Annotated in this window: 20 protein-coding genes; 10 read left to right on the top strand and 10 right to left on the bottom strand. The window is 56.5% G+C overall.

Going from position 1 to position 24,169, the window contains the following annotated elements; genetic code table 11:
* Positions 1-24: 24 nt before the first annotated feature.
* The 3 genes from mltG to ACRBB0_RS06080 all read right to left on the bottom strand — a co-directional run bounded on the left by mltG (position 25) and on the right by ACRBB0_RS06080 (position 3,392).
* Positions 25-1,179: an endolytic transglycosylase MltG gene (gene mltG / locus ACRBB0_RS06090; protein WP_431373518.1), complete on the bottom strand. Its 1,155-nt coding sequence runs from the start codon at positions 1,177-1,179 to the stop codon at positions 25-27.
* A 6-nt stretch (positions 1,180-1,185) separates the two neighbouring features.
* Positions 1,186-2,448 (bottom strand): beta-ketoacyl-ACP synthase II, encoded by a 1,263-nt coding sequence (gene fabF, locus ACRBB0_RS06085; RefSeq protein ID WP_431373517.1) that lies wholly within the window; start codon positions 2,446-2,448, stop codon positions 1,186-1,188.
* Between the two features lie 143 nt (positions 2,449-2,591).
* A complete protein-coding gene (locus ACRBB0_RS06080; protein ID WP_431373516.1) occupies positions 2,592-3,392 on the bottom strand; it encodes a glycosyl transferase in 801 nt (266 codons plus the stop codon).
* Positions 3,393-3,633: 241 nt separating this feature from the next.
* On the opposite strand from ACRBB0_RS06080, the gene rsgA reads away from it, so the two are divergent.
* Complete coding sequence (gene rsgA, locus ACRBB0_RS06075; protein WP_431373515.1) at positions 3,634-4,710, top strand: ribosome small subunit-dependent GTPase A; 1,077 nt, start codon at positions 3,634-3,636, stop codon at positions 4,708-4,710.
* A gap of 215 nt (positions 4,711-4,925) precedes the next feature.
* On the opposite strand, the gene ACRBB0_RS06070 is transcribed toward rsgA, so the two are convergent.
* The 4 genes from ACRBB0_RS06070 to ACRBB0_RS06055 all read right to left on the bottom strand — a co-directional run bounded on the left by ACRBB0_RS06070 (position 4,926) and on the right by ACRBB0_RS06055 (position 10,704).
* Positions 4,926-6,089, bottom strand: coding sequence for a M20 aminoacylase family protein (locus ACRBB0_RS06070; RefSeq protein ID WP_431373514.1), 1,164 nt, complete (start codon positions 6,087-6,089; stop codon positions 4,926-4,928).
* Between the two features lie 102 nt (positions 6,090-6,191).
* Positions 6,192-7,535: an NAD(P)/FAD-dependent oxidoreductase gene (locus ACRBB0_RS06065; RefSeq protein ID WP_431373513.1), complete on the bottom strand. Its 1,344-nt coding sequence runs from the start codon at positions 7,533-7,535 to the stop codon at positions 6,192-6,194.
* Between the two features lie 2 nt (positions 7,536-7,537).
* Positions 7,538-8,698: an acetylornithine deacetylase gene (gene argE, locus ACRBB0_RS06060; RefSeq protein WP_431373512.1), complete on the bottom strand. Its 1,161-nt coding sequence runs from the start codon at positions 8,696-8,698 to the stop codon at positions 7,538-7,540.
* A 161-nt stretch (positions 8,699-8,859) separates the two neighbouring features.
* Entirely contained in the window at positions 8,860-10,704 is a 1,845-nt protein-coding gene (locus ACRBB0_RS06055) for an ABC transporter ATP-binding protein (protein WP_431373511.1), read from the bottom strand.
* A gap of 280 nt (positions 10,705-10,984) precedes the next feature.
* Here ACRBB0_RS06055 and ACRBB0_RS06050 point away from each other — a divergent pair, with 280 nt between their 5' ends.
* From ACRBB0_RS06050 to ACRBB0_RS06030, 5 genes are all read left to right on the top strand, one after another.
* The gene (locus ACRBB0_RS06050) at positions 10,985-12,682 is read left to right on the top strand and encodes a peptide ABC transporter substrate-binding protein (protein WP_431373510.1); all 1,698 of its coding nucleotides are present in this window, start codon (positions 10,985-10,987) and stop codon (positions 12,680-12,682) included.
* Between the two features lie 122 nt (positions 12,683-12,804).
* Positions 12,805-13,812 carry an ABC transporter permease gene (locus tag ACRBB0_RS06045; RefSeq protein WP_431373509.1) on the top strand — a complete coding sequence of 336 codons (1,008 nt, stop codon included), beginning with the start codon at positions 12,805-12,807 and terminating at the stop codon, positions 13,810-13,812.
* Complete coding sequence (locus ACRBB0_RS06040) at positions 13,805-14,773, top strand: ABC transporter permease (RefSeq protein ID WP_431373508.1); 969 nt, start codon at positions 13,805-13,807, stop codon at positions 14,771-14,773. The genes ACRBB0_RS06045 and ACRBB0_RS06040 overlap by 8 nt, the downstream gene beginning before the upstream one ends.
* Before the next feature lie 128 nt (positions 14,774-14,901).
* Positions 14,902-15,456, top strand: a complete 555-nt coding sequence (locus ACRBB0_RS06035; protein WP_431373507.1) for an ankyrin repeat domain-containing protein — start codon at positions 14,902-14,904, stop codon at positions 15,454-15,456.
* A gap of 225 nt (positions 15,457-15,681) precedes the next feature.
* Positions 15,682-16,731, top strand: a complete 1,050-nt coding sequence (locus ACRBB0_RS06030) for a YeeE/YedE family protein (protein ID WP_431373506.1) — start codon at positions 15,682-15,684, stop codon at positions 16,729-16,731.
* A 186-nt stretch (positions 16,732-16,917) separates the two neighbouring features.
* Here ACRBB0_RS06030 and ACRBB0_RS06025 read toward each other — a convergent pair whose 3' ends face one another.
* Positions 16,918-18,228, bottom strand: coding sequence for a DUF3422 family protein (locus ACRBB0_RS06025; RefSeq protein WP_431373505.1), 1,311 nt, complete (start codon positions 18,226-18,228; stop codon positions 16,918-16,920).
* Positions 18,229-18,425: 197 nt separating this feature from the next.
* Positions 18,426-18,824: a DUF6314 family protein gene (locus tag ACRBB0_RS06020; RefSeq protein ID WP_431373504.1), complete on the bottom strand. Its 399-nt coding sequence runs from the start codon at positions 18,822-18,824 to the stop codon at positions 18,426-18,428.
* A 547-nt stretch (positions 18,825-19,371) separates the two neighbouring features.
* Between ACRBB0_RS06020 and purB the strand changes: the two genes are divergently transcribed.
* From purB to ACRBB0_RS06000, 4 genes are all read left to right on the top strand, one after another.
* On the top strand, positions 19,372-20,679 hold the full coding sequence (purB, locus tag ACRBB0_RS06015; RefSeq protein ID WP_431373503.1) for an adenylosuccinate lyase: 1,308 nt from the start codon (positions 19,372-19,374) through the stop codon (positions 20,677-20,679).
* 158 nt (positions 20,680-20,837) lie between these two features.
* Positions 20,838-20,993, top strand: a complete 156-nt coding sequence (locus tag ACRBB0_RS06010; protein ID WP_431373502.1) for a chitin-binding domain-containing protein — start codon at positions 20,838-20,840, stop codon at positions 20,991-20,993.
* Between the two features lie 296 nt (positions 20,994-21,289).
* Positions 21,290-22,339 (top strand): flagellar motor switch protein FliG, encoded by a 1,050-nt coding sequence (locus ACRBB0_RS06005; protein WP_431373501.1) that lies wholly within the window; start codon positions 21,290-21,292, stop codon positions 22,337-22,339.
* A 67-nt stretch (positions 22,340-22,406) separates the two neighbouring features.
* Positions 22,407-23,345, top strand: coding sequence for a lysophospholipid acyltransferase family protein (locus tag ACRBB0_RS06000; protein ID WP_431373500.1), 939 nt, complete (start codon positions 22,407-22,409; stop codon positions 23,343-23,345).
* Here ACRBB0_RS06000 and ACRBB0_RS05995 read toward each other — a convergent pair.
* The gene (locus tag ACRBB0_RS05995) at positions 23,309-24,016 is read right to left on the bottom strand and encodes a DUF1223 domain-containing protein (RefSeq protein WP_431373499.1); all 708 of its coding nucleotides are present in this window, start codon (positions 24,014-24,016) and stop codon (positions 23,309-23,311) included. The genes ACRBB0_RS06000 and ACRBB0_RS05995 overlap by 37 nt on opposite strands.
* Positions 24,017-24,169 lie beyond the last annotated feature (153 nt).

Raw genomic sequence — 24,169 nt, 5'->3', positions numbered from 1 at the left:
TATCAGCCATTAGTGACTGGCGCGCTATTGGTTGGCGCGTTCCAAAGCACGATAGGCCGCGACATTGCGGTTATGCTCATCAAGCGTCACCGCGAAATTATGCCCGTCACGCGGATCAAGCGTTTTGGCGACAAAGAACACGTAATCGCTTGTTTCCGGGTTCAAGGCTGCTTCGATGCTGGCCCGACCGGGATTGGCAATTGGCGTCGGCGGCAACGCCGGGATCACATACGTGTTGTAAGCTGTGGCCTTGCGCAACTCGGATTGGCGCAAACCGCGTCCAAGCGTGCCCTCACCCTTGGTGATTCCATAAATAACGGTCGGGTCAGTTTGCAGACGCATGCCCCTGTCCAGACGGTTGACAAAGACACTTGCCACAAGGCCACGTTCGGCGTCACCGCCGGTCTCTTTTTCAACAATCGACGCCATAACCAAGGCGTCTTCTGGGGTCTTATAAGGCAAGCCGCTGGCGCGCCCTTCCCAGGCTTGGGCCAGGATCAGACGTTGGGCTTCGCTCATGCGTTCAATCATGCTGGCGCGGCTGTCACCGGGGGAAAACTCATAGCTGTCCGGGGCAAGCGAGCCTTCGGCCGGCTGTTCGATAGAGCCATCCAACAGCTCGATGCTGTTCAACGCATTGACGATCTGCCAGCTGGTCACACCTTCGGCCAGCGCGATGCGATAGCGCGTATCTGCCTTTTCCAACACAGCGGAATACGCGGTCGGAACCTCGCCTTCGGCAGGGTTGAAATTGGCCTTTTCTTCATAGCGCCCGCTGGCTGGGTCGATCTCGCGGACCTGAACAGAGGCCCGGGTCACCCCGATGCGAAACACCACTTCTGTACCACAGGTTGATGCGCCACCACGGGTGATGACATCGGTGATCTGAGACATCGACGCGCCGGGTTTAATCAAATAGCTGCCAGCTTTTAACGCCTGTGTTTTCTTGGTGTAATCGGCCCCAAGGCGAAAGATTGATCCGTTAGAAATCGCGCCTTGCTCTTCAAGGTTCTCCGAGACTTTGCGCATCGAAGTGCCCCGCGGCACTTCAACACAAACCGCCTGAGCAAGCGGCCCCTGCGCACTGTATTCATTTTGTCCCCACAGCAAAACGCCAGCAAAGACAAACACCACGAGAACCAAAAAGGTCATCGCGTTAGACGCGAGGCTACGCCACATCCTGGATTACTCCACCTTGCCGAAAATCACCGACGCATTGGTGCCGCCGAACCCGAAACTGTTGGACAGAGCATAGGAAATGGGGCGCTCTTGCTTGGCCTTGGCGGCCAGGTTCAGCTTGGTTTCGACCGCTGGGTTGTCGAGGTTCAGCGTTGGGGGGGCCACTTGATCCCGGATCGCCAGAATCGAGAAGACCGCCTCAATCGCGCCCGCCGCGCCAAGCAAGTGCCCGGTGGCGGATTTGGTCGATGACATGGTCGCTGTCTCTGCCGCATCGCCAAGCAACCGCTCAACCGCGCCCAGCTCGATCGTGTCGGCCATCGTCGAGGTGCCATGCGCATTGATGTAATCAATCGCACCCGGCTCAAGACCCGCATCCTTCAGGGCTGCGCGCATGGACCGTTCGCCACCTTCACCATCCGAGGATGGGGCCGTGATGTGATAGGCATCACCCGACAGACCATACCCGCAAACTTCGGCGTAAATCTTGGCACCGCGCGCCTTGGCATGTTCGTATTCTTCCAAAACGAGAACGCCCGCGCCCTCGCCCATGACAAACCCGTCACGATCCGCATCATAGGGGCGCGACGCGCCTTGAGGATCATCGGCATATTTCGTGCTCAGCGCCTTGCAGGCGTTGAAACCGGCGATGCCGATCTCACCAATTGCGGCTTCGGCGCCCCCCGCAACCATCACATCCGCATCCCCATATTTGATCAGCCGCGCCGCATCGCCAATGGCGTGGGCCCCGGTTGAACAGGCTGTGACAACAGCGTGGTTCGGGCCTTGGAAGCCAAACTTGATCGAAACATTGCCGGAAATCAGGTTGATCAAAGCACCGGGAATAAAGAACGGCGATACACGGCGCGGGCCGCGCTCTTTGATCATCACGGCGGTGTCGGCAATTGAATTCAACCCACCAATACCAGAGCCGATCATAACGCCGGTGCGCTCACGATCTTCTTTGGCCTCGGGTTCCCAACCGGAATCCTTGACGGCTTGAATGGCCGCCGCCATGCCGAATAGGATGAACTCATCAATCTTGCGCTGCTCTTTCTTGTCGAGCCAATCGTTTGGATTGAAGGTGCCATCGCTGCCATCGCCATAAGGCACTTCGCAGGCGTAGTTGGTGGCCAGATGATTGGCATCAAACTTGCTGATTGTGCCGGCGCCGGACTGCCCGTCCAGCAGACGCGACCATGTTTCCTCGACCCCGCAAGCCAGCGGAGTGACCAGTCCAAGTCCTGTAACTACTACTCGACGCGCCATTTGACGTCCTTTCCTCAATCTATCGTGGTTCGCTCTTACCCTGACTGCCCGCACAGGGGCAAGGGTTGGGGCAAGGGTTCGCGCATATTGCAGGCGGCGAAACGCCTGCCCTGGTGTCTGTAGCTAAGACGTTCAGCGCCACATCAGGCCCAGTCGTCGCCCAAATCAGCGCGGGCGCGATCAACCCAATGATCCTGAAGCCATGCGCAGGGTTTGGCATATCGGATCAATGAACCGGTATAGCCTGCGATGGCTTCCGGCATTTTGGGGCGTCCGTGGAAACACACAACCTTGGCCGCGCTTGGTAACGTCGCCGGGCGCAGGTAATTCATCGGGAACGGATTGCAGTCATATTTGAAAGACACCACCCAATCGCCGGGAATATAAGTGAAAACACCGTTATCCATCGCCTTGTGCGAGGTATATCTCTGTTCTGACCCGCGCGCCTTTTCGACCTCTGAATAGGGGTTGGCCGCCAGATCGTTGTACAGGAAAGGATGGACCTCAGGGTCAAATCGAAACACCGATCCATGCCCGGTTGGGCGGCCTTTGCGCGCCTCAACCCAATCGTGACGCATGGCAATCGTACCCGGCGCGAGATCATGGATGTCATCCAAAGACCCGGTGATCACCACATCCAGATCAAACCCAAGTACCGGCCCCTTCAGATCGGGAATCAAACCGGGCTTGAACAAAGACGTCTTGCGCATCGCCCCCTGCCGGTTTGCCACAGCAAGCGCCTTGTTCATCGGTTCAAGGTAGGGTTCAACCGGCAGCGGGATCACTTCGATGTCCGGGTGCAAACCATCGGTTTCTTCGGTCATGCAAATAAAGCGCACCGGGCGCGACATGTTGCGGCGCACCCCGGAATAGAGCCGATTGACATATTCAGGCCCAAACAGCGTGCCCCATTTGATGCACATGATATTGACTGGATCGCTCATCTTCATTCCCGGCGCTAGTTCGTGTCTTCGCCATAACAACCGGCGCAGCAATTTGCCAGAACCCCTTGCCCGCAGCCAAGCAAATGGATACCTGAGGGTGAACGTAACCCGAACCTTCGGAGGTTTTTTGGAGAATGTATCCATCCTCCGGGCGCCACATCACTAATCGTGTCGCCCGAGCAAGCCATGCCGTCCGCCCATCCGGCGGAGGGTTTACGCATGCCTTTACGGGACTAAAACATTGACAAAATACACTCTTTCCGACCTCGGATGGTCGGAGCAATTCGCGCGACAGTTGGATGATGAGACACAAGATCTCACCCCTGCGCGCATCTATGAAGTGCAACGTGACCTGCTTTTGGTGCTGACCGAGACAGACCAAGAAACGGGCCAAGAAACGGGCCAAGAAACGGGCCAAAATATCGGCCAAAAATCGCTTATCCCCACCGAATCTGCTGGCGAATATGCCGTGGGCGATTGGGTTCTAAGCGATGGTGTCAAAGCCATTCACCGGCTTGAGCCCTTCTCAAACCTGACCCGCAAAGCCGCCGGTCATGTGAATTACCAACAGCGCATCGCCGCCAATATCGACACCATCGCCATCGTCACCAGCTGCAATGCTGATTTCAATGTGCCGCGGCTGGAACGCTATCTGGCTATGGTGAGCAGCGCCGGGGCTATGCCGTTGGTTTTGCTGACCAAAGCAGACCGCGCCGATGATCCGCGTGACTATCAGCGTCAGGCAGAACGCATCTCGCCTCTGGTCACGGCCATCGCCTTGAACGCCAAAGACCAAGAGGATGTGGCCCAGCTGATCCCTTGGTGTCGCGGTGGTCAGACATTGGCTTTGATTGGCTCATCCGGGGTTGGTAAAACCACGATCCGCAATTCGCTCACCGGTGAAAATGCCGTCACCCAAGACATCCGAGAGGATGACGCGCGGGGCCGTCACACCACGACCCATCGCTCCTTGGTGCCAACCCCATATGGCGGTTGGCTGATCGACACACCGGGCATGCGTGAATTGCAATTGGCCGGGATGGAAGACGGGATCAGCGCCGTGTTCGAAGATATCGAACAGCTCGCGATCCAGTGCAAATTCAACGACTGCGAACACGGTGTCGAACCGGGGTGCGCTGTCCGTGTGGCCATCGAAAGCGGTGAGTTGGACGAAGATCGGTTGACCCGCTGGCGCAAATTGCTGCGCGAAGACGCGATCAACACCGAAAGCGTGGCGCGCCAACGCGCCCGCGGCAAAGCGTTTTCAAAGATGGTGAAAAAGACCATGGCCGGATCGAAAAAGCGTAAGGGGCGCTAAGCCCTTTTCATAGTCTGTTCAAATAGCGGTCGCAAATACGGGCCTCAAATACTGGTGTCAAAAATTGGCGTCAGATTTTAGCGTCATAAGATAGCGTCAGGCACTAGTCACAAAAAGGGCAGCACCTTGAAACGGGTGCTGCCCAATTGGATTTGTAATCCGACAGATACTCAAAGCCGGGTCACATTGCCCCGCCTAGCCAATCGGGCCCGCTCTTAGCCAATCGGCATGCGCTGTTCGGCAATTTCGGCCCACCAGCTGCACCCAGCCGGGATCGCATTATCGTCAAAATTGTATTCCGGGTGATGCACAGCGGCCGTATCGCCATTGCCAACCAGAATATAGGCTCCGGGGCGCTCTTCGAGCATAAAGGCAAAGTCTTCGCCGCCCATAACCAAGGGCGCTTCTTCGCATGTCCCAGACACCGAGCGCGCCACTTCGGCAGCAAATTCGGTCTGGACCTCGTGGTTCACCATGACCGGATAGCCCCGGTTATAGGTCACCGCTGCGGTGCCCCCAAATGTTGCCGCGATGCCTTCGCAGATCGCGTGAATCCGCTTTTCAGCCAGATCACGCATGTCTTTGGACATGGTGCGCACGGTGCCTTTGAGCTGCACAGATTGCGGGATCACATTGAACGCTTTGGACGAGGTTTCAAAAGAGGTCACCGACACAACCACCTGGTCAACCGGATCGGCATTGCGCGACGCGATGGTTTGCAGCGCCAAAACAGCCTGTGCCGACATCACGGTTGAGTCGATCGTCTCGTTTGGCTTGGCGGCGTGACCGCCCTTGCCGCCAAAGGTGACCGAAAACGTGTCGGTCGCGGCGAAAAACGCACCGGGACGAATGGCAAAAGAGCCAACCGGGCGACCCGGCCAATTGTGCATGCCATAGACTTCTTGGATGTTCCATCGATCCATCATGCCGTCATCGCACATCTCTTTGCCGCCGCCGCCACCCTCTTCGGCGGGCTGAAAGATCACCACGATTGTGCCGTCAAAATTACGGGTTTCCGACAGGTATTTCGCCGCCCCCAAAAGCATCGCCGTGTGACCATCATGGCCACAGGCATGCATCGCGCCGGGCGTTTTCGACGCATAGTCAAGGCCGGTGGACTCAAGGATCGGCAGCGCATCCATATCCGCACGCAGGCCAATCACTTTGCCAGAGTCGGTTTTGCGCCCTTTGATCACCCCAACGACTCCGGTGCGGCCAATGCCGGTCACAACTTCATCGCATCCAAACCCCTGCAGCTTTTCCGCCACCAGCGCCGAGGTGCGATGCGTGTCAAACAGGAGTTCAGGGTTCTCGTGAATGTCACGTCGCCATAGGGTGATTTCATCCTGCAACTCGGCAAAACGGTTCTTAACGGGCATGAAGTGCTCCATGAATTTGGGTGGGTTTGCGCCAATGGCGCCCACGGCCCCGTAGGGTCCGGTGTCATCACTGTGCCACCGCCTGCTTAACAACGCAAGTGATCAGACATTCGGACCAAGCTGCATTTTTGATCCATCGGCAAAACGTACAAAACGGAAGCGATTTAGGTCATATTGCCCCGCGCGCCCCATCGCCAGTTGCGCTGCGATTTGCCCAAAGGCCGGTCCAATGCCAAAGCCATGGCCGCACATCCCCGTCACTGCAATCAATCCCGCCAGCGCGGGCACATGATCAACAACCGGCACCACATCAGGCATCACATCAATCATACCGCCCCAGGCCTTGGTGATGTGCATCGGCCCCACCTGAGGCCAGATGGTTTGCACCCGCGCAACCAAGTCATGTAACCGGCTCAGATCGGGTGCCGGGTCCAACACCCGCATGCGTTCAAACGGGCTTATGGCATCTTCAGGCCAATCGCGCAGCGTGTTCCATGCATCGGGAAACCCATCGGGGGCCGCGCGGCGCAACCTGCCCGGCATCCCATCTTCACGCAGCAATGTCAGATAGTTAGGGATCGCCCGAAGCGCATCCGGCCCCAAAAACAGATCTGCAAACCCGCCCGGAGCAAGGGTGTATCCGCCGTCACGACGACGGGTCAGAGCCAGCCCTTCAGAGGCTCCCGCCGATGACATCACTTCGGGAACTGGCGAAGTCGCTGCAACTGAGGCTTTGACCGAGAGCTGCGGGATCGACACGCCGTGACGGCGCAGAAACAGCGACGACCACGCCCCGCCAGCCAGCACAACACGCGGGGCCTTGATCGCCCCCTTTTCGGTAAAGACACCGGTGACCTTCCCGCCCTGCAGATCAAGGGCGCGAACTGCACAGTCTTCGATAATGGTGGCCCCCGAGGCCACCGCCAACCGCGCCAATTCCGGGACGGCAACCCAAGGATTGGCCGTATGATCCGTCGGTGTGTGCAGCGCCCCGATCCACGGCGCACGCGCCCCGCCGGTCAAACGCACCGTATCACGGGCCGACGTCAGCTCGGATGACACCCCCAAGGGGCGGGCACGCTCTAACCAGGACTCATACCGCTCCAAATCCGCTTGATCGCGGGCCATATAGGTGACGCCGGGTTGTGCAAGACCAAGCCGTCCGCCACAGTCCGCGTCCAATTTCTTCCATAGCAGCTGCGCCTGCAAAGCGATTGGAATTTCAGCATAATCCCGGCCCTGCACCCGAATCCAACCCCAATTTCGGCTGGATTGTTCGGCCGCCACCCGGCCCTTTTCAAGAACCACAACTCGCTGCCCTGCCCGCGCCGCATAGAGCGCGGTACACACCCCAATGATACCACCGCCGATGACGACGATATCGGCCTGTTGAGGTAAATTTGCGCTGTGTTCGGCCGGACCAAGCGCACGGATCGGGAAAGTCATGGTTAGCCATCCTTGATACGAGCCAGCAATCGCTCCATGAAACGCTGACCTTCGGCAAACTGTTCAACGGTGATAAATTCGTCGGGTTGATGCGCCACGTCAATATTGCCCGGCCCACAGACCACCACTTTGTAGCCCGCGTTCTGAAAATGGCTGGCTTCGGTGCCGTAGCTGACAAAGCCGTCGGAATTATCGCCAGTCAACTGACGCACCAACATTTCTGCGCTGTTGTCGGTTTGGGGCGCAAAGGGCGGCAGATCAAACATTTCGGTTGCGATGATGGCCGTTTCGGGACGCACCGCTTGCATTGTGGCTTCAAGCTTGCGCCGCGCCTCTTCAAAAGCGGCCCGCCATTGATCAAGGCTTTCGCCCGGAACAACGCGAAATCCGACGGCAAAGCGACAATCCTTAGCGGTGATATTATGGGCCGTGCCGCCGGTGATCATGCCGACATGAACATTGGTATATGGCGGGTCAAACTGTGCAGCCATGCCTTGGGGGATGGCGGCGGCCTGAGCCTCGTTGACCTGATTGCACCAATCGATCAGTTTCGCCCCGTACATGATGGCGCTGACCCCGGTTTGCAAGATTGAACTATGCACTTCAAACCCTTGAACATGCACATCAAAACTTACAAACCCCTTATGGCCGAGCACCGCGCGCAATTCGGTTGGTTCACCAACAATCACGTCACTGGCTTTGGGCAAAATCTGCATTGCCTTGGCAAGCCCCTCGGCCCCGGTACAGCCGATTTCCTCATCGAAACTCAGCGCGATCTGCAACGGGCGCGTCACGCCGCTGCGCTGCGCGTCAACCATCGCCCAGATCGCCAGAGCGTCAAAGCCCTTCATATCGGTTGAGCCACGCCCATAAAGCCGCCCATCCCGTTCCACCAAAGTAAACGGATCACTTGACCACGCCTGCCCGGCCACCGGAACAACATCGGTGTGGCCGGACAAGACAACACCGCCTTCGATCTCGGGTCCGACATGGGCGAACAACGCTGCCTTTTCACCGCTGTCATTCCAAAACCGATGACAGGTCACGCCGTGCCCGGTCAGATACGCCTCAACCCAATCAATCAGATCCAGGTTGCTGTCGCTGCTGACCGTCGGAAAACCGACCAAACGCTCCAGAATCTCTCGCGCTGTTAAAACCTGCATCGCCGCCACCTGTGTTTTCTTGGCCCAAACATGCCTGCGCGCGGCCTTGATTTCAGGCGCGCGCCAAAGGGGGCAAACAGCCCCATTCCCAAACAGCGACGCGCGCTTGAAAGGGGCAGGCCCTAATATCCAGACTTAGTCTTCAGCCCTAGTATCCAGACCTAGTATCCGCTCTCTGAAATCAGAACCTTATGGCCCGGGCTGACCTCTTTGTACTCCGAGGGACCCGGCACATACCCAACCGGATGAATTGGGGACGGTATCGGCTTGAAATTTAAGTCTTTTTCCGACTTGCGCTTGCGCGGATCTGCGATTGGAACCGCGCTCATCAAGGCTTTGGTATAGGCGTGTTGGGGGTTTTCGAACACGGCGCGGCGTGGTCCCAGCTCAACAATACGCCCAAGATACATCACGCCAACATGGTGGCTCACCCGTTCGACAACCGCCATATCGTGGCTGATAAACAGGTAACCCAGCCCAAGCTCGGCCTGCAGCTCCATCATCAGATTGATAACCTGCGCCTGAACCGACACGTCAAGCGCCGACACCGCTTCGTCGGCAACGATCAGTTTGGGGTTCAACGCCAAAGCGCGGGCGATAGCGATCCGCTGGCGTTGCCCACCTGAAAGCTCGTGGGGATAGCGGCGCATGAAACTGCGCGGCAATTCCACCCGATCAAACAAATTGGACACGCGGTCATTCAATTCGCTTTTGGCATAGTTGCCATAGTTGAGCAGCGGTTCGGACACCTGATCCATCAAGGTCATCTGTGGATTGAGCGAGGCAAATGGATCTTGGAAGATCATCTGCATGTCTTGGCGCACTTTGTGCAGCTCCTTGTGATCAAGCGACATCACATCACAGCAATCAAATTCAACCTTGCCTGACAGCGGTTCAACCAGACGCAAGATTGACCGGCCAGCCGTGGATTTCCCGCAGCCCGATTCACCAACGAGGCTCAGGGTTTGCCCCTTGTTGATTGTGAAGGACAAGTCTTCCACCGCATGGACATTGGCCACTGTACGGCGGAAAAATCCGCCCTTGACCGGGAAACGCGTGGTGAGGTTTTGGACCTCCAAAATCACCTCATCGCTGCCTTTGATCGGCTCAGGGGTGTGATCGTCTTGGCCGACCAACCGCATGGGTTCGGGCAAGTCTTTTCCCGTCATCTCGCCCAGTTTGGGCACCGCCGCCAAAAGCGCTTGGGTATAAGGGTGTTTCGGATTTTCGAAGATTTCCTCGACCGTGCCCTCTTCGACCTTGTTGCCGCGGAACATAACGACCACGCGGTCGGCCATCTGCGCCACAACCGCCATGTCGTGGGTAATGAACATCACCGCCGTCCCGGTTTCCCGCTTGAGACGGTCCATCAGCGCCAGAATTTCGGCCTGAATGGTCACATCCAAGGCGGTTGTCGGTTCATCGGCAATCAACAGACGCGGTTTGCAGGCCATGGCCATGGCGATCACAACCCGTTGGCGCATACCGCCAGATAGCTCATGGGGATACTGCCCCAAGCGACGCTCGGGTTCGGGGATGCGCACTTCACGCAGGAGCTCTAGTGCGCGGTCCTGGGCCTGAGCTTTGTTCAACCCCAAATGCACCCGCAACCCTTCGGTCAATTGACGCCCCACGGTGAAGACAGGGTTCAGCGCGGTCATCGGTTCCTGAAAGATCATCCCGATCTCGTCGCCGCGAATCCCCCGCATTTTGTCTTGATCAACCTCGGTGAGGTCGACGACCCCGCCTTCGCGGCGATCAAAAAGTAGGCGACCGCCTGAAATTTCACCACCTCCGTATTCGACCAAACGCATCAAAGACAGCGATGACACCGATTTTCCAGAGCCCGATTCGCCTACGACGCAGACGGTTTCACCCGACCTGACATCAAAGGAAACGTCCTCGACGCCAAGCACCGGTCCGTCCTTAGTTTGAAACTCAACCCGCAGTTTTTCTATGCGGGCAATAGGATCTGCGGTGGTCGCCTCAGGGGCAGCATCAAGCATTGTAGCGCTCCAATTCCATTTGGGAGCCAAGGCTAGTGCCTGCGTCGACAAACTGTAAACCCCCGCAAATTTTTTTTGATGCTGCCCCGATGTTTCACGACGCCAGCCCTTGCAATTTGTCAGACTTCTGTTTTCGATGATGATCAGTGTGGGTTCGTTTCTTGCGTATTTTTTGGGCAATCGCTTGCGGTTGTGTTCGGAGGATGCCAAGCTCGAACCCACGAAATCATAGTGGATAGGGGCATCAAAAGACCCCTGCCCAACCAACATGGAGAGTGACATGAAACTCAAGTCTTTGATGCTTGGGGCCGCGGCGTCTTTCGCACTGGCCCCTGCTGCATTCGCGGAACGCGGCGGAGATGGCGAAGTCAAAATCATTTATTGGCAAGCCCCGTCGATCCTGAACCCGTTCCTGTCAGGCGGGACCAAGGACGTGGAATCCGCGTCGATGATCATCGAACCTCTGGCGCGCTACAACGAAAAAGGCGAGCTGGTTCCTTGGCTGGTCAACGAAGTGCCCACCGTGGCCAATGGCGGCGTGAGCGAAGACCTGACCTCGATCACTTGGAACATCACCCCCGGTCTGAAATGGTCTGATGGCTCGCCCTTCACCTCTGCGGATGTCGCGTTTACCTACGAGTATTGCACAGACCCAGAAGGCGGATGCGCCCAGCTGACCAAATTCGAAGGCGTGAAATCGGTGGAAACACCCGATGACACCACCGTGATTGTGACATTCGAAGGCCCAACACCAAACCCATATGGCCCGTTTGTTGGTGGCGAAAGCCCGATCCTGCAAAAGGCCCAATTCAGTGCTTGCATGGGGGCCGCAGCATCGACCTGCACCGAGCAGAACTTTAACCCAATCGGCACCGGCCCCTTTGTGGTTGACGAGTTCAAACCAAATGACGTGATCGTCATGTCCGCCAACCAGAACTATCGCGTGGCCGACAAGCCAGCCTTTGCCAAAGTGACCTTCAAAGGGGGCGGCTCGGCAGCGGCATCCGGGACGGCCGTTATGGAAACCGGCGAATTTGACTATGCTTGGAACCTCCAGTTGGCACCCGATGTGATTGCCAAAATGGAAGCCGGCGGCAAAGGCACACCGGTTGCGGGCTTTGGTCCTCTGCTTGAGCGCATCATGCTCAACAACACCAACCCTTCCGCCGATCTTGGCCCTGATGAGCGCTCGGTTATCCGCCCACACCCATTCCTGAGCGACCCTGCGGTTTACAAAGCCATGTCCATGGCCATCGACCGCCCGCTGTTGGTTGAAGTTGGTTACGGCCAGGCCGGTCGTGTCTCTTGCTCTTGGGTTCCGGCCCCAGAAGCCTTTGCAATCGACGTAGAAGGCTGTGACGTTCAAGACATCGCAGGCGCCAACAAAATGCTTGATGATGCAGGCATCGTTGACACCGACGGGGACGGCATTCGCGAAAAAGACGGTGTACCGCTGAGCGTTTTGTACCAAACCTCGACCAACGCCGTGCGTCAGGATTTCCAAGCTCTGATCAAAGAGTGGTGGGGCGAAATCGGCATGGAAGTTGAGCTGCGCAACATCGACGCGTCGGTCTTCTTTGGCGGCGACGCTGGGTCACCTGATACGTTCCAGAAGTTCTATGCGGACGTAGAAATGTACGCCAACACCTTTAACGGCACCGATCCTCAGGCTTACCTGGGCAACGGTCTGTGCGACAAGGCTCCGCGTCCAGACAGCCAGTGGCAGGGTGAGAACATCTCACGCTTCTGCTCGGAAGAGTTTGACGCACTGCACGCAGAACTGTCGGCCACCGCCGATATGTCCGAGCGCTCGCGCATTGGTAAGGCTCTGAGCCAGATGGCGTTTGACGAAGGCATGATGATCCCGCTGGTTCACCGTGGCCGTTTGTCTGCACATGCCAACTCCTTGGGTGGTGTGATCCTGAACGTTTGGGACAGTGAGCTTTGGAACGTTGCCGATTGGCACCGTATCAAGTAATGCGAATTTGGGTGCCGCGGGAAACTGCGGCACCCGTTTTCGTTTTCAAGTGATGGGCAGGCGCTCCCTGCCCTTCTCCGAAGGACCCAAATCCCCATGAAACTAATGATCCGAGGCGCCGCATGCTAACATATGCAATCAGGCGACTGCTTCTTTCTATTCCGACGCTTCTGTTCATCAGTTTCGTCATCTTCATGCTACTACAGCTTGCCCCCGGCGACCCAATGGCCCAAGTGCCGCTGACCGTTCCGCCAGAAGTCAAACAGAAGATGCGCGAGGCACTTGGCGTGGGGGAACCCCCGCTGATCCAATATTGGAAATGGCTGGTTCAAGTCTTTTGGATTGAACCACAAGTGGCGATTGACGCCATGTTCGGCACCAATTGGTCCGAAGGCAAACAGCGTGTGATCAGCTGGCAGACCCGCTCGCCTGTGATGGACATCGTTGTTCAGCGTCTCCCACAAACCCTTTGGGTTGTTGGTGTGGCTTATGTTGTTGCGATCCTGATTGCCCTGCCGATTGGCATCTATTCGGCCTATCGTCAGTATTCGGTGTTTGATCAGGCCGGGACCTTTGTAACGATGATCGGCTTTTCGATCCCGCCGTTCTTTACCGGTCCGCTTTTGATCGTGATCTTTTCGGTTCAGCTTGGCTGGTTCCCGTCGATCTATGACACCACCCATGTGGTCAATGACTGGGCCTCGTTCAAAGAGCAGCTGGCACAGATGATTATGCCGGTTATGGTTCTCGCTCTCCAGATCACCGCGATGCTCAGCCGCTATATGCGCGCCTCGATGCTCGACAATCTTGGGCAGGACTATGTGCGCACCGCCCGCGCCAAAGGTCTGAGCGAGAGCATTGTGGTTTTGGTCCACGTGCTGCGCAATTCGATGATCCCGGTTGTGACCGTGATTGCCCTAGGCATTCCAAGCATCTTTGGTGGCGCGATCATCACCGAGAACGTGTTCAAAGTGAACGGGATTGGCCAGCTGTTGCTGACATGGCTCTTTGCAAATGACCTGCCCGGTGTCATGACCCTGACCTTTATCTTTGCGGTGCTTATCGTGCTGTTTAATCTGATTGCAGACATCCTCTACGGCCTGCTCGACCCGAGGATCCGATATGACTGAGACCATTTCACCTATCGAAGCCCTCAAAGACAAAGGGCCAGACAAGCCGCCACGCTCGCGGTGGGTCGATGTTTGGGATCAGTTCAAAAAGCACAAAGGCGCAATGTTTGGCCTGTTCTTTTTGATCCTGATCACAATGGCCGTGTTGGTTGGCCCGTTTCTATGGGATGCTGATCCGCAAAAAACCGACATTCGCAACAAGAACATGCGCCCCATCTATACGGCGCTTTGGGACAGCGATGCCAAGGTCGGTTGGCACAAGCCGCTTGGCTCTGATCAACTTGGGCGCGATCAACTTGCGCAAATCCTGTCGGGGGGCCGTGCGTCTATGGCGGTTGGTTGGGCCGCGATGGTTCTGAGCCTGCTGATCGGCACGTCCATTGGGGTGGCTGCCGGGTATTTCAGAAAGCTTGATGGTTTGCTGATGCGCACAACCGACCTCTTTCTGGCCTTGCCGGTGTTGCCGCTCTTGCTTTTGGCTGTGACCCTGTTCCGACAGCCCTTAACAACGGCCTTTGGAACCGAAGGTGGGATGTTTGTTTTGATCGTTTCGATCATTTCGATCACCTCGTGGATGCCAACGGCGCGGATTGTTCGTGGGGATGTTCTGGCGATCAAAGAGCGCGAATTCGTGCTGGCCGCCCGGTCTATCGGCACCTTGCCGGGCAAGATCATTGGCCGTCACCTGCTGCCAAACGTGTTGTCGCCCATTCTGGTGTCTGCGGCACTGGGCCTCGCGACGGCGATTATCACCGAAAGCGCTCTGAGCTTCTTGGGCGTCGGGTTCCCATCCGACTTCCCGACATGGGGCAAGATGCTGGCCGATGCGGTGGTGCGCATGGAAGAATACCCGGAACGGGTTTTGCTTCCCGGTATCGCGATCTCTCTGACCGTTTTGTCGGTGAATTACCTTGGTGACGGCTTGCGGGACGCGCTCGACCCGCGCATTCGCGGCCGCTAAACACATCTAGACACATCAGAACCAGTAATAACAAAGGGCGGCCTTCGGGTCGCCTTTTTTGCTTAGGGGGGCTTTGGATGCCTGATAAGGTCCCGATTAGCGCCCCCATAGCCCCAAGAGGTCACCCGATGAGCGACAAGCCCTCCTATGACCAAAAGCACCGCCGCGATTTCGATGACGTGCTCGATGCCATGCTGCGAGCTGACATTAAGGACTTGGAGTTTTTCAGCGCGGTGATTGATGACTTCCCCCATGGCAAAGACAATCATGTCGGGTCGTTTTGGATGACACATGCCATCATTGAGTGCGCCCCTATCGCGACCATCACTTGGATGATCCGCAAGGGGATCACGCTGAGATACCGGGATGACGATGGGGATTGCCCGCTTCATAGTTGCCTTGAGCGTGACAAAGACGATGTGCTGGAGGTGATGGCCATTCTGATCAACGCCGGAGCCGATGTGAATGCGCATGGCTGTCAAGATTGGACACCGCTGCATCTGGCGGCCATCCGCGACAATGTTCCCGCTGTTCGTTTGCTGCTCACATCTGGCGCTGATCCCAGAATCAGGACCCGCATAGATAAAACCGAAACAGCCGAGGAAGAAGCGCGATCCTATGGCAAGCTTGGACCCGCAGAGCTGATTGCCGACTATATCAAAACCGGGCGTATCCCCTCTTAGGCCACCCTTGGCACAAGTGACCAAAAAAGGATGCGCCCCAGTGGCGGATGGCGCGCCCAAGAACGACCCTGGTGTTCAGGGCATGATTTTCAGAACACTCTGCCCGGCATACCTCCGCGTTTTGGAACAATTTCCCAATAACAAATGCGAATGCATGCATTGGAAGGCTTGCGCGAAGGGGTTTCCTCCGTCAAACGGAATGCTGTTCCAAACCCGGAGACCGTCATGTTCGAATCGCTTGGCTTTGAAGAGCTGACCGCGCCGCAAGTCGCCGTCTATTTTGCCCTAATCCTTGGCACGCTGTTTGGCGCGCTGGCTGAACGCACCAAATTCTGCTTTCGCCGTGGATTGGTGGGGGAAGACCGCACCCAAGCGATGGGTGTCTGGCAGACCGCATTGGCCGTCGCCATCATCGGGACCCAAGCCGCTGTCGCCGCCGAGCTCATCAGCTTTGATGACCACCGGTTTATGACCTCTGATCTACCGATTGCCGCCATTATCCTTGGTGGTTTGATCTTTGGAGCCGGGATGGTTTTGACCCGTGGCTGTGCCTCGCGTCTGACAGTGCTGAGTGCGACCGGTAACTTGCGTGCTCTGACCGTGCTTGTTGTGTTTGCAGTTACCGCGCATGCGACGCTCAAGGGGGCCTTGGCTCCGCTGCGCTCGGGCCTCAATACTATGACCTATGACTTGGGCGATCTGGTGAGCCTGTCATCGCTTCCCGGCGGTGCGACGGTCTGGGCTGGTCTTCTTGCGATTGCGGCGCTTGCCTTTGGCCTGCGGTCAGGCAACCGCCCGACCACCTTGATCCTTGCGGTTTTCATTGGCGCTTTGGTGCCGCTCGGGTGGGTTGGAACCGGCTATGTTCTTTATGACGACTTTGACCCGATCAATATGGAGAGCCTGGCCTTCACATCGCCATGGACAGACACGCTGTTTTGGAGCGTGGCCGCCTCGTCGATCCCGGCCAGCTTTGGCCTTGGGTTGATCGGTGGCACGTTATTGGGCAGCTTCTTGTCCGCAGCCGCAGCGCGCCGCCTGCAATGGCAGAGCTTCACATCAGCCCCGGAAACCCTGCGCTACTTTGGCGGGGCTGTCCTCATGGGCATAGGCGGTGTCTTGGCGGGCGGTTGCACCATCGGCGCGGGCTTATCGGGTATCCCAACCCTCTCTGTTGCGGCGCTTCTGACACTTGTCGCAATCACTGTTGGGGCTATGGCGACACATGCCATGACACGCTCAACGCCCACCCAGAAACTGGCTGCGGCCGAGTAACATCCGTCACGCGGTGTCTTATGAAGACGCCTTTGCCCAACGATAATCCGCCGCGACACGTCTTAGGCCTGTCGCGGCGCGTGTCATTTCAGCGGTCATTGCAGTGTTGTCTCAGGGGGAAGATAGCCCTCTGTCTTGGCGGTGCCTCAGGCCCCCCTGTCGTGCTCTTGGAACGCTCCGACAGGTTTATAAATCTGGCCCGCTCTGATCCGCGCCGCTTTCAACCTTGTGTTTAATCCGCCGGATCATCCACCACACCAATCCAACGATCGGCAACACAAGCATTGCGGTCATCATCCCCTTGCTCAGGCCAACAGCCGTCGCAAGAGGATACATGAGATACCCGGCCAAAGACACAGCGTAATAGCTGATTGCCACCACCGACAAGCCTTCGACTGTTTCTTGCAGACGCAACTGCAACTCTGCCCGCTGGTTCATGCTGTGCAAGAGTTGTTGGTTCTGGGCAGAGCGTCCAACTTCGACCTGAGTGCGCAACAGGTCGGCGGCACGGGTGGCCCGTTGCACCATGCTATCCAAACGTACCCCGGCGCTTTTGACCGTGCGCATCGCCGGATCATAGCGGCGCATCATAAACTCAGCAAAGGTCTGACGGCCCTTGTAGCGTTCTTCACGCAGAACTTCGATGCGCTGATGAACGATGGTTTCGTAAGCTCCGCTGGCCCCCATCCGAAACGACATGCTGGCCGACAGGCTTTCGAGCTCGGTCGACACCTGCAACAGTGCGCGCAACGTGGCTTCTTCTTGGCCATCGTCATGGGACATCAGCTCCATTAGGCGCATCAGCTCGCCATCCATCTGCGCCAATCGCGGACCGATGTCGTGCACGCGGGTAAAGCCAAGCATCGACATGGCCTTGTAGGTTTCGATCTCACAGACCCGCTGCGCAATACGCCCAGCACGGCGCACCCCAACGCCATCGCGGACAAAGACTGCAAAGCGCTGATGCCCCGAGGGATCAATGCGAAAATCGCCGGCAATCACCGCCTCATCGCCAATCACCTGACTGACGGCCAGACTTTCGGGAACAAACCAGTCCGATAAATTGTCATCAATGGTGGCATCATCCGGGCGCGGCACAATCCGCATCATCGCCGATGTCACCCGAACCCCCGGCGCGTCCATCAGCCAATCGGTTGGAAACACTTTGAAATCCGCAGGATCAAAGGGCCGTTCGCCCTTCCCGGACAAGAAAACCGTATAGGTCACAAATTCCGTATGTTGTTCCCATTTCAGCATATGCTGACCGATTTGGCCGGAATAATGCGTGGCTCCGGGCTGAGGATGCGCCGCGCCATATCTCTCGAGTAACGCGGTAAGATGCGCCAGATCATCAGCCCGGTCGCGCGATGCGGCGTCTTTGGGCTGTTTGATCGCCAGATAAATAGCCCGGCACGGCGCGGTCAGGGAGGGAAAAGGCCGGGCGTGAAGCTCATTTGCGAGCTTGTAGCGCAATGGGTGGTCTTGGATCGGGGGCATGGGCGCGTCCTAGGTGTTTGGCGGAACATGCGCGGTGCCGGGACACTTGTAAAGATTAAACATGTTTTATTTCAGCATCTTACAGGGATACAATGGTATACCGGCGCGCAATTCAGCCCGATGTTTCAGATCAAAGGCCAGATCAAAGGCCTGAGCAAAGACCCCTGCAAAGACCAAAGCAAAGCTCCGTGCAAAGATCAGCGCAAAATCTGGTAACGGCTTGTCATCTCATAATCTTTACGAGGGCCGCGAACCCGCCATTGGCAAGACCAATGGGGCCAGTTTTCAAAGTTATACGACGCATCGTATTGATCAGGATCACACCAATGCGCCGTTTCGCCACCAAGGGCGGGAACCGTGTGAAAGTAACGCCCATCGTCAAAAAAGACACGCAAATCTCTGTCCCATCGGTAACGTCGTTCTGAGCGAAACACGCCTTGGCCCGGCATGACCAATTCACCCGTTTCCAGATAATTCGCGCCATCCCGGTCCGCTGTCCATGTGGCTTGACCGTGAAATTGCGCCTGATTTCCGTCCGCATGTTGTATGTCACGCTCAAGGGACCAGCTTCCGAGAAAATCACTTAACTGTTTCAATTTTCAGTCTCTTTTTCGATATAACAGCGCCCGCGACCGGGGTAGGTAACCGGTGATTAAACCTTTGTTTACGTTTTAGACACAATTACCTCAAATGCTCCATATTTGTGCCCATCACGGGGTCTATACCCAAGACAGTCGCAAAGAAACGACCATCATGAACACTCTATTTAGGACAAATGTCATGTTTCCTCATCTCTCTCGCAGTATATTTTTGCTGTCTATCTGGATGCTAACCGCGTCGGTCCAGCAATCCCCCCATCTTGAGACACCAAATGTGATCGCAGCTTGGCTCTCCTCCTCTCCATCAGTCGCAACGGACTCACTCCGAAATCTGTGACTGACACGATCTCTCCGATGTCTTGAACAGTTAAGGGGGTTGCCCAATTGGGTGGCCCCGTTGGCTGTTTTTCGACCCGGAGGCCCGGTTGCGCGATTGAAAACCTGACATCAGGGCAATCCGCCTCAGCTTCCTCCCCTTGTGACATTGCTCAGCGCGGTTTATGACGCCCTCGCTCGCCCCAATAACTCACAATAAGGTTTGCCGATGATCCCGCGTTATTCCCGCCCCGACATGGTTGCCATCTGGTCCCCCGAAACCAAATTCCGCATCTGGTACGAGATCGAGGCCCATGCCTGTGACGCGCAGGCCAAGCTTGGTGTGATCCCGCAGGCAAACGCCGACGCGGTCTGGAAAGCCAAAGATGTTGAATTTGATGTCGCCCGCATTGATGAAATCGAAGCTGTTACCAAACATGACGTCATCGCCTTTTTGACCCATCTGGCCGAACATGTTGGCTCTGAAGAAGCGCGTTTTGTGCATCAAGGCATGACATCGTCTGACGTGCTCGACACCTGTTTCAACGTACAGCTGGTGCGCGCCTCGGATCTTTTGATCACGGGCATCGAAGGTCTTTTGGCCGCCCTGAAACGCCGCGCAATTGAGCACAAAGACACGATCCGCATCGGTCGCAGCCACGGCATCCATGCCGAGCCGACAACCATGGGTCTGACCTTTGCGCGTTTCTATGCCGAAATGGATCGCAACCTGTCGCGGATGCGCGATGCGCGCGCTGAAATCGCCACTGGTGCGGTCTCGGGCGCGGTTGGCACCTTTGCCAATATCGACCCCGCGGTTGAAGAGCATGTGTGCGATCAAATGGGGCTGGTTCCCGAACCGATCAGCACGCAGGTGATTCCGCGCGACCGCCACGCCGCGTTTTTTGCCACATTGGGTGTGATTGGCTCTTCGATCGAAAACATCTCGACCGAAATCCGCCACATGCAGCGGACTGAAGTTCTCGAAGCGGCAGAGTTCTTTTCTATGGGCCAAAAAGGCTCTTCGGCGATGCCGCATAAAAAGAACCCGGTTTTGACCGAAAACCTGACCGGTTTGGCGCGTCTGGTGCGGATGGCTGTTGTGCCCGCGATGGAAAACGTCGCCCTGTGGCATGAGCGCGATATTTCGCACAGCTCTGTTGAGCGGAACATCGGCCCCGACACCACAATCACGCTGGATTTCGCCCTGTCGCGTTTGACCGGTGTGATCGACAAGCTCTTGGTTTATCCCGAGAATATGCTGGCAAACATGAACAAGTTCCCAGGTTTGGTGATGTCTCAGCGCGTCCTGCTGGCCTTGACCCAAGCCGGTGTATCGCGCGAAGACGCCTATCGTTTGGTACAGCGCAACGCGATGAAAGTTTGGGATCACCGCACCGATTTCCGCGAAGAGCTTTTGGCGGATGACGAAGTGCGCGCCGCTTTGTCCGAAGACGAAATCAACGAAAAGTTCGACCTTGGCTATCACACCAAACATGTCGACACGATCTTTGCCCGCGTGTTTGGCGAAGACTAAAAACCGGTTGAAAGACAAAAAACGGCCAGAGGTTTTCTGGCCGTTTTTGCTTGTTTGACCGAGTTGGACAATGTGCTTTGGGCAAGGCAGATTTGCCCCGATTTTGAGATTTGGCGAACCCGTGTTAGTCTATAGTCCTCATTTCGGAGGGCACGATCATGACTTTCAAAACACTTCTCGTTGCAACCACACTGACGCTGATGCCTGTTTTGGGCTATGCGGAATGTTCAGGGAGCCACATTCAGGCCATGTCTTGCGCCGACGGCATGGTGTATGACAGCACTTCCCAGAGCTGCAAAACGGTTTCAGGCTGACGCATAATTGAAGAAAACACCTGTGTAACGGCAGGCACATGATGCTTTGCTCGCGCGATGTTTTGCCGGGCAAGTATTTGTATTTCCGTTCGATTTTCGCGCCGATCAAGGCCCATCGACTGAGATCAATTCAGGCGGTGCGGTACTCTGCCGTTTGGCATGGGTTTGGCTTTCGGCATCCCGCGGCGTTTGGCGGCAAAACTTTTTTCTGACGAAGCGCGCATTTCACCAAACAAGCTTAACGCGCCGGAAACTAATCGGCGTTACCTCTTAACCTATAGTTTGAGAGGACAGCCATGACAGCCCTTGCCCTGCCCGGCCCCGTTAATGCAATGCCCGCTGGCCTGTCGCGTAAAACCAAAGCCGCGATTGTTGTTCAGTTTTTGTTGAACGAAGATACTGATGTACCGCTGACCGACTTGCCGGATGAACAGCAGGCCGAATTGACCATGTTGATGGGCAATATGCGGTATGTGGATCGTGAAACGCTAAACAATGTCATCGAAGAGTTCTCAAATGAGCTTGAGCAAATTGGCCTGTCTTTTCCCGGCGATATCGCCGGCGCATTGAGCGCCCTAGATGGCAAAATCAGCCCCAGAACTGCCATGCGTTTGCGCAAGGAAGCGGGCGTGCGTCAAACCGGCGACCCCTGGCAGCGAATCAATGCACTGGATGTTGAACGGATTGAAGAATTGGTGAATTCAGAAGCGACCGAGGTCGCCGCTGTTATGATGTCCAAGATCGATGTCGGCAAAGCCGCGCAGGTTCTCGCCAAGTTGCCTGGCGACAAGGCCCGCCGGATTTCTTATGCGGTGTCGATGACAACCGGCGTCACCCCGGATGCGGTTGACCGGATCGGCCTTGCCATCGCCGCGCAATTGGACGCGGAACCGCCCAAAGCATTCAAAGCCAAGCCCGAAGAACGGTTGGGATCAATTCTCAACTATTCGAATTCAGCTGTGCGCGAAGAATTGCTTGGCGATTTGGAGAAGGACGATGAGAATTTTGCCAATGCCGTCCGCAAGGCGATCTTTACCTTTGGGAATATTCCCGAACGTTTGAATGCCATCGACGTGCCAAAAATCACCCGCGACGTGAAACCAGAAACGCTTGCCACTGCGATTGCTGCATCAAGCAATGGCAATGAACAAGAACAACGCGCTGGCGAATTCTTGTTGGAAAACATGTCCAAACGCATGGCCGATAACATTCGAGAAGAAGCCGACGCCAAGGGTATCGTCAAACCCAAGCTCGGGGAAAGGGCCATGACCGACGTGGTTAGCGCGATCCGTGATCTGGTCAATGTCGGAGAAATCGAACTGCTGAACCCGGATGAAGAAGAATAACACGGCACTCCTTGCCGCCACCATGGTCAGGGCTTAAAACGGGGTTTGACATCCAACGAGGCCCGTTTTGGCAAAATCGAAAAAAGCAAAGCGTCAACATGGCGGTTGGCAAGACCGGCTCAGCGATTTTGCGATTCGCGGGCTGATTTGGACGGCGTTGCGGTTTCCAATAAAAACCCGGCTCAAGCTGGTTGGGGCATTGGTGCGGCGCATTGTCGGGCCTTTGGTCGGTTGGGACAAGCGTATCTCGGAAAACCTTGACCATGTTTGGCCAGACCTCCCAGACGAACAACGTGCCGCCATTTGTGATCAAGTGCTGCGCAATCTTGGCAGGGCGTTTATCGAAAATTACGACGTGCCCGAAATGCTGGCGCGCGGTGCCAAGAACTCCGTCAGCGGCCCCGGCCTTGCCCATATCGAAAAGGCCCAGGCCGAAGGGCGGCCTGTTTTGCTTGTCTCAGGGCATTTTGGCAGCGCTGAATGCGCGCGTTGCGCCTTGGTGGCACGTGGTTATCAGGTTGGCGGATTGATCCGCCCAATGTCCAATCCGTTTTTTCACGAACATTACGCCAAGAACATGCGCGATATTTGTGAGCCGGTCTTTGAACAAGGGCGGCGCGGCACAATGGGTTTGATCAAACATATCAAAGAGGGCGGCATGGCCGTTCTGTTGTTTGACCTCTTTGACAGTGCCGGTGAACCCATTGATTTTCTGGGACAACCGGCACCGACCTTGACTTCAACCGCCGATATCGCCCTGCGCACAAACGCGTTGATGGTGCCGTTTTTTGGTATTCGCCATGATGATCTATATGGGTTTGACGCGGTGTTCGAAGAGCCGATCGAACATGGTGACCCTCTGGAGATGATGCGCGCGGCCACGCGGCGTCTTGAAGCCCGGATCGAAGAAAACCCGGGGCAATGGCTTTGGGTGCACCGGCGCTGGAAGCCCAAACGCCAAGCCAGAATTCAGCGCAAACGTGCCGCTGCGACAATGGCTCCGTGACCGGGTTCTTGCAGGATAACAACGACCGGGCCCTTGCCCTTTAGGGGCAGCTGCGACTGATACGTCCCCTGGCCATCCCAGCGCGCAACCTTTTGCCAGTCCTTGACAATATGGCTGTAGGTGAGCGACCGACCGGCGTTTTCGCCGCGGGTGATTTTCACGTCCTGCAACGGTTCGTAACGCACAATATGAATATCGCAGGGTTCGCCTGTTTGCAGCGCGCGCGCCGTAATCAACAATTTGCCACCCGAGCGCGACACATTGAGATCAACACGCGGAGCCTGTTTGGAGTGCTTTCGGATCAGATCTGTGACTTTCATCGGACGCGACCCAACCACATCCTCGGCACCGTTTATGACCATCTGGGGTGTATAGATCGTCCGCCAGCCACCAGCACGGGCATAGCCTTTTTGCCGCTTGGTGAATTGGGCCTTTGCAAACACGTCTTTCCAGCCGATGTAATCCCAGTAATCCACATGGAGCGCCAAGGGAATCACATCGTCTCGGCCGGCCAAGTCGTGCAACAATGCGTCGGCAGGCGGACAGGAAGAACAGCCCTGAGAGGTGAAAAGCTCAACCACAACAGGGTTTTCCTGCGCCCAAAGCGCGCCTGAAAATGCCGTCCATGCGGCCACGGTCATAGGGATGACTTGGGGGATGAGCTTGCGCATTTCTGTCCTATTCTCCAACGATGCCCTTATGGTGTAAAAGACAGCGGCCTGTCATGCCAATCACTCATTTGCGACTGGGAAGTGAGGGCACTGTAACAATCACTCTGCCCCCTGCGTCAATAAATCTGCATACATTGGTATACAAATAGCCGC

The sequence above is a fragment of the Pelagimonas sp. genome (assembly GCF_050633425.1).
Classification (GTDB): domain Bacteria; phylum Pseudomonadota; class Alphaproteobacteria; order Rhodobacterales; family Rhodobacteraceae; genus Pelagimonas.
The sequence above is the reverse complement of the archived record's forward strand: the minus strand, read 5'-3'. Positions and strand labels throughout refer to the sequence as shown.